Origin of the sequence: Stenotrophomonas sp. 59 (assembly GCF_030291095.1) — a bacterium.
GTDB classification, from domain to species: Bacteria; Pseudomonadota; Gammaproteobacteria; order Xanthomonadales; family Xanthomonadaceae; genus Stenotrophomonas; species Stenotrophomonas maltophilia_Q.
Genome location: NZ_CP127408.1, coordinates 1788413 through 1803361 on the forward strand (window position 1 = coordinate 1788413; position 14949 = coordinate 1803361).

Genomic DNA, 14949 nt, shown 5'->3' on the forward strand with positions numbered 1-14949 from the left:
GCAAGACCGGGCACCGCCGCTGTGATGCGGCCGCGCGGGACAGCCAGCGGCCGTGATGATGTGGGCTACCTGTTCTGGCGGTCGTGCTCCTGCATGTCCTCATGCAGGATCCGCCGCAGCTCGACGATGGCAGGCGTGGCTTCCTGCACGCTGTGGCCGGACACGATCACCTTCTCCGAGTCCGCGTGCGGCAGGTGCGAGCTCCAGTACGGCACCAGTCCGTCGTCGGTCTTTTCCAGCGGGCCATCGGCCTTGGCGCGCGCGATGATCGAGTGGTAGTGCACCTTCGGCGACATCGGCAGGTCGGCCACCGCGCGGACGAAGGGATCATCCTTGTCCAGGTTCTGGATGCTGTTCATTTGGTAGCCGTGCTTGCCGTCATTGCGGTCGATCTGACCATCGTTGGCAATGGTGGCCACGTCTTCCAGCACGGTCAGCGGCAATCGCACCAGGCGTCCGATCCAGCGGCCCAGGCGGGTGCCGGCCACGTCGGTGCCGCGGTGCGGCGTGGCGATGAACACCACGCGCGACACTTCCGGTTCCGGCAGGAAGGTCAGCACCGGTGCGCCCTTGGTGCGCAGGAGTTCCTGCTGTGCGGGTGTCATCTGCGCGGTTGCCAGCAGCGTGTCCACCAGATGATCGCCGGAAGAGGAGATCATCAGCCGCGCGATCACGCCGCCCATGCTGTGCCCGACCAGCACCATGTCGTGCGAGGCCTGCGCCTTGCCGCCGGGATCGAAGTGCTTGAACACATCGGCCAGCGTATGGCGCATTGCATCGTGGCTCATCGCGATGGGCATGTTGGTCGGGTAATAGAACTGCCAGATCTGGAAATCCTGGCGGATCTCGTCGTCACGCATCAGCTCGTTGGCAACGTTGACCCAGGCTTCCGGGCTGCTGGCCAGGCCATGGATCATCAGCAGCACGCGGCGGTTGGGATCGTAAGGCTGCATCATGTACAGATGCGGCGTGTCGATGCCGCCCTTGCCGCCGAACAACGAGCGCAGCGACTGGTGGCTGAAGTTGGAACGCGCCAGCCACAGCGCGTAGCCAGCGGTGAAGTTCGCGGCCAGTGGCACTTCCTGTCCATGCAGGGTGACTTCCGTGACCTGGTAGGGATCGTGGATCTCCAGTTCCGGCTCGTCGTCGTGCAGCACTTCCCACAGGTTCTTTCCCGAGAAGCGCAGCAGCACCGTCATCGACGGCGACGGCATCTCGCTCCAGCTCTGCGTGGCCGGAGCGCTGGCCTGCGTCGCAGGCGTCGCTGCCGGCGGCGTGGTGGTCGTGGCGGCTGCGGGATCATCCATCACCGCCACCAGTTCGGCACCGAAGCCATCGCGGCGATGCACGCTGCGCAGCGTGCCGGTGAACGACAGCGATGCGGCGGGCACCAGTTCGCTGGGGGTGCGCGTATCCAGGGGCGAGGGTTCGCCGGACGGGGCCAGCACAAAGGTCCATCGGCCCAGCTGGAAGTGGCTGGCTTCGCTGTGCACGCGGCCGGTGGCGTAGGCGTTGTACAGCTGTACCGAGGCTTCCTGCACGGCCAGGTTGTAGTAGTCGCGCACCTGGGTCTGGCGGTCTTCGAAGCCGCGCTGGTTGGCGGTGCGCTCGGTGAAGAACAGATAGGCGTAGGCCTGGCGCGCGACCTGCATCCACGCGTCCAGGCGCGGTTGGAAATCGGCATCCAGCTCGGTGATCGCGCTCTTGGCACGGCCGGAGGTGGAATACTCGCGCTTCGGCGCGGGCAGGGTCATCGCATACTGCAGCCACAACTCGGCCAGGCTCGAACGCTTGTCCTCCTCGCGCACCACGATGCTGCCTTCCATCGCTTCGATGCAGGGCAGGCCCGGCTTGGCGCAGACGCCTTCATCCAGGCCGGCCACGCGCAGCGTTTCCATCGTCGCCGAGCTGAGCTTGCCGGTGGTGAGGATGTCGCCGCGCTTGAGCGCGATGTACTGGCCGGGCGTGACCGAAGCCACCTGCACCGAGGGGCCGAACTGGCGCAATGTCGCGCAGCCACCCAGGGTGAGCAGCACGGTGATGATGAGGGTCGTGCGGCCGATGAAGCCCAAGCCCGTGGTAGCCATACGATCCTCCTGCGCGGTCGCGCCACTCTAGCGGTCGGCATGTCAAAGCGGAAGATACCGGGCGGTCGGTTTGGGCCCCTGAGCCGCTGCCGTGCAAGCGATTCAGGCAGGTTCGTGTGACACTGGGGTGAATGGAGCGATGCAGGGACTGCGATGACGTGGCTTGAGACCCGGATCCCGCCGCCGCTGGTGATGCTGCTGTGCGCGGGAATCGGCTGGCTGGGTAGCCGGCTGTGGCCGGATGCGGTGTTGCCCCTTCCGATGCCAGCGCTGATGGCAGGCGGGGTGATGGCGATCGGTGTGGCGCTGAACCTGCTGCCGAAGCTCGCGTTCCAGAGGGCGCGCACCACGGCCAATCCGATGCGCCCTTCGGCATCGAGCGCGCTGGTCATGCACGGCGTGTACCGCTACACGCGCAATCCGATGTATCTGGGCCAGGCAACGATCCTGACCGGTGCGATGTTGTACCTGCAGAACACGATCACGTTGCTGGCGGTGCCGTTGTTCGTGCTGTACATCACCTGGCTGCAGATCATGCCGGAAGAGCGGGCGTTGCTGGCCCGCTTCCCCGAGGTGTATCCGTTGTTCCGCCAACGTGTGCGGCGTTGGTTGTAGCGCAGGTGATGCCGTTACCGGGTGATCTGGCACTTCACGGCTGCGGAATAGCCTTCGTAGTCGTCGCCTGCGATCACGTGCAGGGTGTGTCGCTTGTCGATGGCCTTCACGTATGAAGGCTCCTCCGTGTTGGCGTGCTCGTTGACCGTGGTCACTGACCATGCCTTGGCCAGACGCTTGGAATCAACGCCGTTCAAGTAGACGAAGAGGCTCTTCTCGCCTTCGGCCACGTTCACATCCGCGCTGGTGACGGTACCGCCGAACAGGGCAACCGGCTTGTCCTCCGGCTCGAAAGTGCCACCTGGTTTCCTGGCCAGGCCGGCGGCCTGCAGTGCATCGATGGCGTCGGCCTCGCTGAAGTTCGAGCCGGCCTTGCAGGCCAGCATGGCTTCCAGCGTGGCGGTGCCAGGTGGCGCAATGGCTGGTGCGGCGGCGTGCGTGGCCGAAGTTGCGGCGAATGCGGCGAAGAGCAGGGTGAGGGCGAGGGGGGCTTTCATGGCAGGTCCTTCAACGTGTTGCGGGATAGCCGGTGGCGGGGCGAACAGCCCCGGCCACCGGCCACATTCGACGCGATGGGTCAGTCGAACCAGACCAGTGGCATGTCGGCATTGAGCGACATGTGGCGGAAATCTCCCAATACCTGGGCCACGGCCTGCACGGTGTGGCAGCCCGTCCCCAGCGCGGATGATCCCGCGCTCAGGTAGCTGGCGGAGATGGTGCGGGTGCTGACCGAGTCCGGCTTGGAGCCCAACTGCTGGGTGCCGAGGCTGCCCACCTGCTGGCCATCGATCTTCAGGAACAGGAACACGCTTCCGCCACCGTCGTTCGGGTCACCCTGCACGCGGGACTTCGTAGAGAAAAGCACCACGCCGTTGTGCCCCTGCGGAATGCAGACCTGGCCCTCGCCAATGACCACCTGCGAGCCCACCGACGGACAGCCCGGCGCGAAGCCATTGGTCCCGACGCAGACATAGGCGAATCGGCGGTAGGGGCCTGCGGCGGCGTAGTTGAATCCAGGATTCAACCCCTTTCCGACTACGCCAAAGCCGTTGGACAGCGTCACCAGTCGGGAGTTGGCGCCGAACTTGTACTTTACGTTGTTGGTGTTGGCGTCCTGCGGTTGGTAGTACGGCGATTCGGACGCGACGAAGCTGACAGTGCTGTAAGCCGGCGGACTGACGAACAGGCCCTGCGAATAGAAGGGAGCCTGCGTTTCTGCGCCACTGAAGATGTCATTGATCGACCAGGTCATCGATTCGATGCCTGGCTCCTGCTCGTTCAGGAAAATTCCCATCATGCCATCGCCGTAGTTGCCCCACGCGAACGCGCGGCCGGAAGCCATGGCCACGATGGGGCCACCGGGATTGCCGGCCTGGGCAGTCATCAGCAGCTTGCGGTCCTTGGCCTGCAACGCCATTCCTTCAGGGCTGCCGACCGTATTGAAGTCCAGCTGTGCAGTGTCACTCGCAAGGCCGCTGTTGGTAACCGCGCCCGCAGAGGTGATGAGCACGGAGAGGTTGCTGGCGGAGCCGAAATTGACGGCCGAACCGATGGCCTGCCCGGCCAGGTTGACCGTATGGCGTCCGGCAGGCAGGTACTTGGCACCGATGACATTGAAGGAGTGCTGTTGGGCCGACGTTGACTGCCGCCAGTCGATGTAGCTGTCGTTGGAGACCACCTCACCGTTGATGGTGATGTAGGCATTGGCAGCCGAGCTGCCGCCAGGGAAGTACCGTCCATCCGACTGCACATACACCCAACCGGGGGCGCTCAGATCGATGGTGCTCGAAAGCAGGGTTGCCGTGCCGGGTTGTACGCGCTGGTCAGCGGCCAGCTGCAGATAGCGGGAGCCTGGCGTGGCAGCGGAAGCCTGCCCCAGTGCCAACGCCACGGCCAAGCCCACAAACAGTGTGATGCGCTTCATCTGATGTCCTTTCAGGTTTCGGGTCACGTCGTGTGACGCATGGACTCTACTGGATCCGGATCTCAGCTTCTGTGACTGGCTCCCGATGCGGGTGGCATTGGGGGGCGGATCAGCAGGCGGGGGCGCCATCTTCGGGAAACAAAAAAGCCGGAACTCCATTGACGGGAGATCCGGCTTCTTGCGGCCTCGACAGGCCATACAGATGGTGGAGGTGGGCGGAATTGAACCGCCGTCCGAAGGCACTCCATCCCCAGCACTACATGCTTAGCTCGCCGTTAGATCTCGTCCCCGAACAGCACGGCGTGCAAAGCGCATCCGGGAACCAGCCTGTTGTGTTCTAGTGCCGGACTGACAGGCAGCCACCCAGCGCGATTCCATGATAGTGACTCTACACCGCGAGCATGGACACAAGCGGTTTCGAGGCTTAGGCCTTAAGCGGCCAGAGCGTAGTTGTCGTCGTTGGCAACTAGAGTTTTGCAGCTGGATTTACGAGGAAAGCTACCCCCTCGGCATGCGCCAGGCGACTTCACAACCCCCGTCGAAACCAATGCACCCCCGGTTTCTACAGTGCTGCAAGGTACAGGGCCGATTCCGTGTCGCCACGGGCAGGGCCTGCCCAACGCCGCGAATGTTACGGCAATACGGCTGAACAGTCACGCACGGGAGTCGGAACCTGGAAATACACGATGGAGCCGGAGGAGGGGCCATCCGCCCGTCGCCGGCTCCGCCCATGCCGCTTGGCACGTTGTGGTCAAAGCAGCGGCGTGCTCGAATCGGTCAACACCCTTCCGCGGACGGCCCCGGCCATGCCCTCCAGCTCCCGCATTCTGCGATTCCGTGGTGCTGCCGCTGTACTCGCCGTCCTGATGGCGATGCCGTTCTGCACGCTCCAGGCGGCGGAGCCTCCCTATTCGGTGGAGGTCCGCTACAGCCGGGCGCTGGATCTGTTCAATCTGCTGGACAACCTGCCGGACTGGCTGCCTGGATACACCTCGCCGGTGTATCAGGAAGCGTGGCAACGCCGCTTTGGCCTGAGCGATCAGGACAGGGCGCTGCTGGCCGGCTACGCGGCTTTCCGGCAGCGCACGTCACCGCTTGCTCGAAGCGGTTCGGAACCGTCGGCGCCAGCTGATCGCCTGTTCGCGGGTGCTGACACCCGCACCGGCGATCCCTACGCGAGGCATTTCCTGGCCGCGCCGTCCTTCATCGCAGCTGTTGACGCCGCCATCGCGGGGCAGGACAGGGAGGATCAGCTGCTGCTGCGCCGCTACTATGCGCACTTCGCGCCACATGCCGAACAGCTGCTGGCGGCCCATGCGCCGTTTGCTGCGCAGCGGGCGTCGCTTGCCCGGCAATTGACCGCGCCTGCGGTGCTGGCGCTGGCCCAGCAGATGAAGACGTTCTTCAACGTGGACGATTCGCCCGTCTTCCAGGTGCGCTTCGTATGGTGGCCCGAGGCGGAACGAACCCAGGCCAAGCTGCGCGGGGGCTACATCCTGCTGTTCTCGACGTTCGAGACCGACGACGATTGGGCGCCGATCGTGATGCACGAGTTCAGTCACTTCCTTTCGGCGGGACAGCCGGCGCCGCAGCGGCGGATCCTGGCCGAGTCCTTCGCCGCGTTGTGCCCGCAGGCCCTGGCGCTGCCCAACCCCCTCAATGCACTGGAAGAGCCGCTGGCGATCTACTGGGGCCAGTACCGTTTCGAGCAGCAGGTGCGGGGCGAGGCGCTGCCAGCGGAGAGCGCCTGGTACGTGCAGCCGCAGGCCGACCGTGCGGCGAAGGCGCTTGCATTGGCCTTCCCGGCCGGCGGCCCTGCGCCACGCCTGGAGGTGGGCCCCTTGCTGCGAGCTGCGGCGTCTGCCTGCAGCGCTCCAGAAGACGAGCGGCGTTGATCGGCATGCCGGGGTATCCGGTCCGCAGGGTTGGCGCCTGCCAGCGCATTCTGGCAATCCGCAAGAAGTTGTAGAGCCGCCGTCATAGCGGATTGGTAACGTCATTGGCACGAATTTGCGACACACTGGCGACGACCATCCAAGCCAGGACAGACACGGAGACGGTGGGTGACCGATGCAAGCCAACAACGCAGCCTGCGACAGCTGATCGGGCCGGTCGGTGCCGACTACCAGCGGCGCGCGTTGCCGCCGGGCTGGGTCTGGGCGGTGCTGGCGGTGCTGCTGGCGGCCACCTGGCTGACCGAGCTGCCGGCCACGGCTGCGGCCGCGCTGATCGCCAGCGCGGTGGTGGTGCACTGGTCGCAGCGCGGTCGCATCCATTGGCTGGGTTGGCGCTTGCCGGGCCTGGCCGTACTGGCGGCCCTGCTGTGGGGGCCGGAAGTGCTGTCGCAGTGGTTCGAGCACGGGCTGGCCGTGGTCCTGATGTCGCTGGCCAGTCTCAGCATTGGCGTGCACGTGTGGCAGTCGCGGCAGATGGCGCGCCAGCTGCAGGGCGCGGCCGATGCGCTGGATGATGCCCAGCTGCTGTCGTTGCTGCCGGATGATGCCGCGCAGCTGGCCCAGCAGTGGCGGGAGGGGGATGATCGCTACGCGCCGGAACTGGCGGTGGTGATGCACCTGGCGGTGATGCACGCGGCGCTGGCGCCGCGCATGCGCGGGCAGGGCGTGCTGGCGGGGTGATCCGCCTTTTGTAGAGTCGAGCCATGCTCGACTGCTTCTTCGCCGAAGCCGAGCATGGCTCGGCTCTACAGAAAGCCAAGGCAGCCGAGCATGGCTCGGCTCTACAGAAGACCAAGGCAGCCGAGCATCGCTCGGCTTTACAGGGTGATGCGCAGCGGCCTTACGCGTCGCGGTTGCCGCGACGCATCACGCGCTGCTTCTCGATCGCCCAGTCGCGGTCCTTGGCGGCATCGCGCTTGTCGTGGGTCTGCTTGCCCTTGGCCAGCGCGACTTCGAGCTTGATCTTGTTCTTGCTCCAGTACATCGCGGTGGGCACGATCGTGTAGCCATCACGCTCGACCTTGCCGACCAGCTTGTCGATCTCGCTCCGGTGCAGCAGCAGCTTGCGCTCGCGCCGGTCGTTGGCGACCACGTGGGTGGAGGCCTGGATCAACGGGGTGATCTGGGCGCCGATCAGGAAGATCTCGCCGTGCTTCACGTAGGCGTAGGCATCGATGATGTTGCCGCGGCCAGCGCGGATCGACTTCACCTCCCAGCCCTGCAGCGCCAGGCCGGCCTCGAAGCGTTCTTCGATGTGGTACTCGTGGCGGGCACGCTTGTTCAACGCGATGGTCTTGTTGGCCGTCGCGCTCTTTGCTTTATCCTTGCCGCTGTTCTTGCTCATTTCCGTATTGTCTCCGATTCGGGCCCGCCCGGTCGATTGCCGAAACGTCCTGTATTCATGCCTACTATCCGCCGCAGCGCCCTGGTCGAGCATTCGTCCGCGCGCATGTTCGACCTGGTCAACGATGTCCAGGCCTATCCGCGCCGCTTCCGCTGGTGCTCGGCTGCCCAGATCCTGGAGCAGGGCGAGGACCGGCTGGTGGCGCGCCTGGACCTGGGCCTGGGTTCGTTCAGCACCTGGTTCCAGACCGAAAACACCCTGCAACGCCCGCACAGCATCGACATGCAGCTGCGCGATGGCCCGTTCAAGCAGTTGCACGGCCGCTGGGAATTCCATGCGCTGGCCGAGGATGCCTGCAAGGTCACCCTGACCCTGGAATTCGAGCCCAGCTCGCGCCTGCTGGGACCGGCCCTGGCGATCGGCTTCCAGGGTCTGGCCGATCGGATGGTCAATGATTTCGTCCGCGTTGCCGACGAGGCCTGAGCGATGATCGAGGTCGAGGTGGTGCTGGCCTGGCCGCAGCAGGTGCTGTCGCGCCGGCTGCAGCTGGACGAGGGCGCGACCGTGGCCGATGCCATTGCCGCCGCCGCGCTGGAAGGCAGTGACCGATGCCCGGCCGTGGCCGTGCATGGCGTACTGGCGCGCCCGCAGCAGGTGTTGCTGGAGGGTGACCGCATCGAGCTGCTACGCCCGTTGCTGGCCGACCCCAAGGACAACCGCCGGCGACGCGCGCTCGGCGGTTGATGCCCGCAACCCGTCCGTGGGGACGGGCAGGGGGCCTCAGCGGCCCTTCTTCTTCTTGTCCTTCGGCAGGTTGCGGCCGAACTGGCGCACGGTCTGCTGGGCCAGGGCCTTGTCGTTGCCCGGGAAGTAGTCGCCTTCCCAACGGGTCACGGTGTCATTCTCGAAGAACACCACGAAGTTCTTCACTTCGGTACGGCCCAGGCGGTTCACGCGCTGGCTGGAGGTGTAGTCCCAGCGCTGGGCGTGGAACGGATCGGGAATGGACGGGGTGCCCAGCAGCGCGGTGACCTGCTGCTTGCTCTGCCCGACCTGCAGCTTGGCCACGGCATCTTCCCGGATCAGGTTGCCCTGATAGATGGGTTGCTTGTAGATGATGCCGCACCCGGTGGTGGACAGGGCGACGGCGGCGACCAACAGGAGATTGCGCATCGGGACTGGCGGTTGGGGAAATCAAACCGATGATACACTCCCGGCGTGCCACCGCGACCCAATCCGAGGCAGCTGGCGCTAAATCGCCAATGAACGGAGACCTATGGAAACCCACGACCTGCGAAAAGTCGGCCTGAAGGTGACCCATCCACGGATGCGGATCCTGGCGCTGCTCGAACAGCGCAATGCCCAGCACCACATGACCGCCGAAGACATCTACCGCCAGCTGCTGGAGCATGGCGATGAGATCGGCCTGGCTACGGTCTACCGGGTGCTGACCCAGTTCGAGGCCGCCGGCCTCGTGCTCAAGCACAATTTCGAAGGCGGCCAGGCCGTCTACGAGCTGGACCGTGGCGGCCACCACGACCATATGGTCGATGTGGACAGCGGCAAGATCATCGAGTTCGAAAGCCACGAGATCGAGGAGCTGCAGCGCAAGATCGCAGCCGACCACGGCTACGAGCTGGAAGAGCACTCGCTGGTGCTGTACGTGCGCAAGAAGCGCAAGTAAGCCGATCCGGCCAGCCATATGCGACGAAACCCCGGGCCTGCCCGGGGTTTTTCGTTGGTGGGCCTGATGCTGGGGTCAGAGCCCTTTTCCATGGGAAAAGGGCTCTGACCCCTGACCTCCAAGCAGCGCGTCCAGATCCACCGCCTCGGCCATCGCCCGGTTGCCCGCATCACCCGGGTGCAGGTGGTCGCCGGAGTCATAGGCGGCGGCCATCCGCGACGGATCGGCCGGGTCGCGCAGCGCCGCGTCCAGGTCGATCACTGCGTCGAACGGGCCGTCGGTGCGCAGCCACGCATTGAGCTGGCTGCGCAGGGCGTCCTTGTCCGGCTGGTAGTAGTCGTCCAGCGGCGTACCGGGCAGGGCGCCGGCGAACGGTGGCAGGGTCGCGCCCACGATCCGAACGCCACGGCGATGGGCCTGTCCGGCCAGAGCGCAGTAGCCCGCCTGCAGTTCGGCAAGCGTGGGCCGCGCCTGCGTGCGCGCGAAGGCGGTGCCGGGCCAGCTGATGTCGTTGATGCCGATCAGCACGATCACGCTGGCCAGGCCGGGCTGATCCAGCACATCGCGCTGGAAACGGGCCAGCGCGGCTTCGCCCATGCCGTCGCGCAGCAGCCGGCCGCCGGAGATGCCGGCATTGACCACCGCCACCCGCTGCGCAGCCAGGCGTGCGGCCAGGTGGTCGGTCCAGCGCTGGTCCCGGTCGAGGCTGGCGGTGGCGCCGTCGGTGATCGAATCGCCGATCACCACCACGCTGCGTGCGCTGGCCGGGGCCTCGACCTCGATGCCGGTCAGGAACAGGCGGGCCGTGGTGGCGCTGGCCTGGTCCAGCTCGCGCGCCAGGCTCTGGTCGCCGGGGGCGATCCAGCTGGTCTGGCGGCCGTCCCAGTGGAAGGTCTGCAACGGCGTCGACTCCGGCACAAAGACGCTGACCTGCAGCGCTTGACGGTCCTGCACCGCCAGCGACAGCGGATCGCTCAGCCGTTCCTGGCCGGGGCCGATCAGCACCTCGGGCCGGCCATCGAAGCGGAGCTGATGCGGCGTCGCACCGGCCTGCGGCGCGACGCTGGCACCGCCGATCCGCAGCGGCTGGGTGCCATAGGCATTGCTCAGCCGCACCCGTAGGCGCGGGCCGCCCAGGCTGATGCGCGCGGTCTGGCGGAAGGTCTGGTCGTGCAGCGACGCCGGTATCAGTGACGGGAACAGGAAGTCCGCTCCCCAGACCGGTTGCGGGCTGGCCTGCCAGCTGGCCACCCAGTGCGGGGCAGGGGCGGCGCTGGCGGCGCCGGACAGGCCGATCAATGCGGTGGCTACGAGCTGGCTGAAGCGGTTCATCGGGCAATCCCGGGTGGAGGGAAGGCCATGGTGATTCCGCACACATCTGTGAACTAGACTGCGCATGGACAATCATCTGTGAACTGGATTCATTGCCATGGCGCGCTCCGACATCAACCGATCCGGCGAACTGGAAGTGTTCGTGCGGGTGATCGAGACCGGGGGTTTTTCCGCGGCCGCCCGAACGTTGGAGATGACCCCGTCGGCGGTCAGCAAGCTGGTGGCGAGACTGGAACAGCGGCTGGGGACCCGCCTGCTGCAGCGTTCCACCCGCCAGCTGCAGCTGACTCCCGAGGGCTGCGCGTTCTACGAGCGCGGCCTGCGCGTGCTGGCCGACCTCGACGAGGCCGAGCGCTGTGCCAGTGCGCACGCCGAGCCGCGTGGACGCCTGCGGGTCAATTCCAACGTGCCGTTCGGCCAGCATTTCCTGTTGCCGCTGCTGCCGGCGTTCCTGCAGCGCAACCCGCAGGTAGGCGTGGACCTGACCCTCAACGACGAGGTGATCGATCTGCTGGAGCAGCGCACCGATGTGGCGGTGCGGGCCGGTCCGCTGAAGAGCTCCAGCCTGGTCGCGCGGCGGCTGGGCGCGACGCGGATGATGATCGTGGCCGCGCCGGCCTATGCGCAGCGCCACGGCCTGCCGGCCGACGTCGAGGCGCTGCAGTCGCACAATCGGCTGGACATCGGCCATGCGCGGGCGATGCAGGGCTGGCCGCTGCTTCAGGACGGGCGCGAGCGGATGCTGCTGCCCAGCGGCAATGCCCGTGCCAGCAACGGCGATGCACTGCGCCAGCTGGTGCTGGGTGGGCTGGGCATGGCACGGCTGGCAGCGTTCCAGGTGCAGGCCGACATCGCTGCCGGACGCCTGCTGCCGGTGCTGGAGGAAGCCAATCCCGGTGACCTGGAAGAGGTGCACGCGGTGTTCCTGGGGCAGGGCGGCTACCTGCCGCTGCGGGTGCGCGCGTTTCTTGATTTCCTGGTGGAGAACGTCGACCTAGCGCAGCCACGGCGGTAGTGCCGGCCGCTGGCCGGCAACCTCACGCTCATCGTCCACCGGTGTTGGGTTGCCGGCCAGCGGCCGGCACTACCGTGCGGGTGGGTTGTAGATCCACGCCATGCGTGGATAACCGCGAGCAGGCCTCAGACCTGCAGCAGCTTGCGCGCAGCGGCGCGCGCCTCCTTGCTCACTTCCACGCCGCCGAGCATGCGCGCCAGCTCTTCCTCGCGCGCCTTGCTGTCCAGCTTCTCCACGGCGCTCTGGGTCATGCCTTCCACCGGCGCCTTGCTGACCCGGTAATGCGCGTGGCCCTTGGAGGCAACCTGCGGCAGGTGGGTCACGCACAGCACCTGGCGCTTCTCGCCGAGCGCGCGCAGCTTCTGGCCGACGATGTCGGCCACAGCGCCACCGATGCCGGAGTCGACCTCGTCGAACACCATGGTCGGCACCGCATCCAGGTCCAGCGCGGCGACTTCGATGGCCAGCGAGATACGTGACAGTTCACCGCCCGAGGCGACCTTGCGCAGGGCGCGCGGCGGTTGGCCGGCATTGGCCGCGACCAGGAATTCCACGCGCTCGGCACCCTGCGGATCGGGCTTGCCGGCGTCCTGCGGCTCCAGCTCGATCAGGAACTGGCCACCGCCCATGCCGAGCTCGGCGATGATGCCGGTGGTGGTAGCCGACAGCTCGGCGGCGGCATTGCGGCGGCTGGCGGTGAGCACCTCGGCCTGCACGCGCCAGGCGGCAGCGGCCTTGTCGATCTCGCCGGCCAGGCGCTGCAGGCGCTCGTCGGCACCGCGCAGCTGTTCCACTTCGGCATGCATGCGCTCGCGCTGCGCGCCCAGCTCATCCATCGGCACGCGGTGCTTGCGGGCCAGGTCGTGCAGGCGACCGAGACGGCGCTCGTTCTCTTCGAACTGCTCCGGGTCGGCGTCGAGGTCGTCATGCACCCGGTCCAGCAGCGACAGGGCTTCGTGCAGCTGGATCGAGGCATTCTCGATCAGGCCATCCACCTCGCCCAGGCGCGGGTCGTGTTCGATCAGGCGTGACAGCTCGTGGCGCACCTGCTGCAGCAGGTCCAGTGCGGAACTGCCGTCGTCGCCGTTGAGCTGGTTGCTGGCCGCCTGGCAGGCGCTCAGCAGGGCGCTGGCGTGGGCCTGGCGGCGGTGGCTGGCGCCGAGTGCGGCAATCGACTCCGGCTCCAGGTCTTCACGGTCGAGCTCGCGCAGCTGGTGCTCCAGGAAGCCGATCCGGTCACTGACGTCGCCCTGTTGCGACAGCGCCAGCGATTCATCGACCAGTGCCTGCCAGGCCGCGGCGGCGCGGCGCACCTGGCGGCGTTCGTTTTCGTTGCGTGCATAGGCATCGAGCAAGGCCAGCTGCGACGGGCGCGTCAGCAGGGCCTGCTGTTCGTGCTGCCCGTGGATCTCCACCAGCAGCGAGGCCAGGTCGCCCAGCTGCGCCAGGGTCACCGGGCGGCCATTGATCCAGGCCCGCGAACCGCCATCGGCGCGGATCACCCGGCGCAGCTGGCACTGTTCCTCATCGTCCAGCTCGTTGTCGGCCAGCCACTGGCGCGCGGCCTGCAGCTGCTCCAGCGCGAACTCGGCCGAAAGCTCGGCGCGGGCGGCGCCATGGCGGACCACGCCGCTGTCGGCGCGCAGGCCGGACAGGAAGCCCAGCGCGTCGACCATCAGCGACTTGCCGGCGCCGGTCTCGCCTGAAACCACGGTCATGCCTGGCCCGAACTCCAGTTCGGTGGCGCGGACGACGGCGAAATCCTTGATCGAAAGATGTCTGAGCATGGGTAAGGGGGTATCAGCAGCCGCGCAACGCTAGCACGCGGGCGAGGGAGGTCCAATGACTTGCCAAGGTGATGCGCCGCCATTATCTAGTGTCCGTGTCTCACAGGTTGATTCCATGCACGGTTCTCCCGACCAGCTTGCCCCGCGTGCGCGCCATCTGCTGCGCACGCTGATCGCGCGTTACATCCAGGACGGTGAGCCGGTCGGCTCGCAGACGCTGGCGCGCGTGGCCGGCCTGGAGGTCAGCCCGGCCACCATCCGCAACATCCTCGGCGACCTTGAGGACCTGGGCCTGCTGGCCTCGCCGCATACCTCGGCCGGGCGCGTTCCGACCGCGCATGGCTACCGGGTGTTCGTCGACAGCCTGCTGCAGATGCAGCCGCCGGGCGAGGGCGAGCTGGCCCGGTTGCGCCAGGAGCTGGCTGGCGGCGGCAGCACCCAGGCCCTGCTCGGCAGCGCCTCGGAGCTGCTGTCGGCGATGAGCCACTTCGTCGGCGTGGTCAGCGCGCCGCGGCGCGAGCAGTTCGCCTTCCGCCAGATCGATTTCGTGGCGCTGGACGGGCGACGGGTGCTGGCGATCCTGGTGTTCGCCGACAACGAGGTGCAGAACCGGGTCATCGAGACCCGGCAGGAGTTCGCACCGGGCCAGCTGGAGCAGGTGGCCAACTACCTCAATGCCCATTTCGCCGGCCTGCCGATGGCCGAGATCCGCACCCGCCTGCTGCTGGAACTGCGTGACGCCCGCTCGGAGCTGGAGCAGCTGCTGGCGCACAGCATCGAGCTGGCCGAGCAGGCCCTGCAGCCGGCTGCCGACGACATGCTGGTGGCGGGCCAGACCCGCCTGATGGGGGTGCAGGACCTGTCCGACCTGGAGCGCCTGCGCGAGCTGTTCGAGCTGTTCTCCAGCAAGCGCGAGATACTGCAGCTGCTGGAGCGGACCATCCAGGCGCCCGGCGTGCGCATCTTCATCGGCGAGGAGACCGGGATGATGCCGCTGCAGGGCGTCTCGCTGGTCACCGCCCCGTACACCGCCAACGGCCAGGTGCTGGGCGTGCTGGGCGTGATCGGCCCCAAGCGGATGGCCTACGACCGTGTGATCCCGCTGGTCCAGGCCACCGCCGATGTGCTCGGCGCGGCCTTTTCGCCGGCCGGCCGCACGCCGGGAACATCCGACGCTTGAAACGCAGCATCCCGCCCACACTAGG

The 14949-nt window shown here is 66.9% G+C and carries 15 protein-coding genes and 1 other RNA gene; 8 read left to right on the forward strand and 8 right to left on the reverse strand.

Annotated features, from left to right (window positions below):
* Positions 1–65: 65 nt before the first annotated feature.
* Entirely contained in the window at positions 66–2087 is a 2022-nt protein-coding gene (locus QP552_RS08335; RefSeq protein ID WP_286075545.1) for an alpha/beta hydrolase, read from the reverse strand.
* Between the two features lie 153 nt (positions 2088–2240).
* Here QP552_RS08335 and QP552_RS08340 point away from each other — a divergent pair, with 153 nt between their 5' ends.
* Complete coding sequence (locus QP552_RS08340) at positions 2241–2702, forward strand: isoprenylcysteine carboxylmethyltransferase family protein (RefSeq protein ID WP_286075546.1); 462 nt, start codon at positions 2241–2243, stop codon at positions 2700–2702.
* Positions 2703–2716: 14 nt separating this feature from the next.
* Here QP552_RS08340 and QP552_RS08345 read toward each other — a convergent pair whose 3' ends face one another.
* The 3 genes from QP552_RS08345 to ssrA all read right to left on the reverse strand — a co-directional run bounded on the left by QP552_RS08345 (position 2717) and on the right by ssrA (position 5183).
* Positions 2717–3199, reverse strand: a complete 483-nt coding sequence (locus QP552_RS08345; protein ID WP_111111996.1) for a hypothetical protein — start codon at positions 3197–3199, stop codon at positions 2717–2719.
* A gap of 80 nt (positions 3200–3279) precedes the next feature.
* The gene (locus QP552_RS08350) at positions 3280–4869 is read right to left on the reverse strand and encodes a hypothetical protein (protein ID WP_286075547.1); all 1590 of its coding nucleotides are present in this window, start codon (positions 4867–4869) and stop codon (positions 3280–3282) included.
* Positions 4830–5183: a transfer-messenger RNA gene (gene ssrA, locus QP552_RS08355) on the reverse strand. The genes QP552_RS08350 and ssrA overlap by 40 nt, the downstream gene beginning before the upstream one ends.
* A gap of 207 nt (positions 5184–5390) precedes the next feature.
* Here ssrA and QP552_RS08360 point away from each other — a divergent pair.
* On the forward strand, positions 5391–6521 hold the full coding sequence (locus QP552_RS08360; protein ID WP_286075548.1) for a hypothetical protein: 1131 nt from the start codon (positions 5391–5393) through the stop codon (positions 6519–6521).
* 168 nt (positions 6522–6689) lie between these two features.
* The gene (locus tag QP552_RS08365; protein WP_111112055.1) at positions 6690–7262 is read left to right on the forward strand and encodes a hypothetical protein; all 573 of its coding nucleotides are present in this window, start codon (positions 6690–6692) and stop codon (positions 7260–7262) included.
* Between the two features lie 160 nt (positions 7263–7422).
* Here QP552_RS08365 and smpB read toward each other — a convergent pair whose 3' ends face one another.
* The gene (gene smpB, locus QP552_RS08370) at positions 7423–7926 is read right to left on the reverse strand and encodes an SsrA-binding protein SmpB (RefSeq protein WP_005409231.1); all 504 of its coding nucleotides are present in this window, start codon (positions 7924–7926) and stop codon (positions 7423–7425) included.
* Positions 7927–7983: 57 nt separating this feature from the next.
* Between smpB and QP552_RS08375 the strand changes: the two genes are divergently transcribed.
* Positions 7984–8409: a type II toxin-antitoxin system RatA family toxin gene (locus QP552_RS08375; protein WP_005409232.1), complete on the forward strand. Its 426-nt coding sequence runs from the start codon at positions 7984–7986 to the stop codon at positions 8407–8409.
* A gap of 3 nt (positions 8410–8412) precedes the next feature.
* On the forward strand, positions 8413–8670 hold the full coding sequence (locus QP552_RS08380) for an RnfH family protein (protein ID WP_005409233.1): 258 nt from the start codon (positions 8413–8415) through the stop codon (positions 8668–8670).
* A 36-nt stretch (positions 8671–8706) separates the two neighbouring features.
* On the opposite strand, the gene bamE is transcribed toward QP552_RS08380, so the two are convergent.
* Complete coding sequence (bamE, locus tag QP552_RS08385; protein ID WP_005409234.1) at positions 8707–9099, reverse strand: outer membrane protein assembly factor BamE; 393 nt, start codon at positions 9097–9099, stop codon at positions 8707–8709.
* A 103-nt stretch (positions 9100–9202) separates the two neighbouring features.
* Here bamE and fur point away from each other — a divergent pair, with 103 nt between their 5' ends.
* Complete coding sequence (fur, locus tag QP552_RS08390) at positions 9203–9610, forward strand: ferric iron uptake transcriptional regulator (RefSeq protein WP_005409235.1); 408 nt, start codon at positions 9203–9205, stop codon at positions 9608–9610.
* 75 nt (positions 9611–9685) lie between these two features.
* On the opposite strand, the gene QP552_RS08395 is transcribed toward fur, so the two are convergent.
* Positions 9686–10942, reverse strand: coding sequence for an SGNH/GDSL hydrolase family protein (locus QP552_RS08395; RefSeq protein WP_111112057.1), 1257 nt, complete (start codon positions 10940–10942; stop codon positions 9686–9688).
* A gap of 97 nt (positions 10943–11039) precedes the next feature.
* Between QP552_RS08395 and QP552_RS08400 the strand changes: the two genes are divergently transcribed.
* A complete protein-coding gene (locus QP552_RS08400; protein WP_286075551.1) occupies positions 11040–11957 on the forward strand; it encodes a LysR family transcriptional regulator in 918 nt (305 codons plus the stop codon).
* Positions 11958–12082: 125 nt separating this feature from the next.
* On the opposite strand, the gene recN is transcribed toward QP552_RS08400, so the two are convergent.
* Positions 12083–13744, reverse strand: a complete 1662-nt coding sequence (gene recN / locus QP552_RS08405) for a DNA repair protein RecN (protein ID WP_286075553.1) — start codon at positions 13742–13744, stop codon at positions 12083–12085.
* Positions 13745–13859: 115 nt separating this feature from the next.
* Here recN and hrcA point away from each other — a divergent pair, with 115 nt between their 5' ends.
* Positions 13860–14924, forward strand: coding sequence for a heat-inducible transcriptional repressor HrcA (hrcA, locus tag QP552_RS08410; RefSeq protein ID WP_005416180.1), 1065 nt, complete (start codon positions 13860–13862; stop codon positions 14922–14924).
* The last annotated feature ends 25 nt before the right edge of the window (positions 14925–14949 follow it).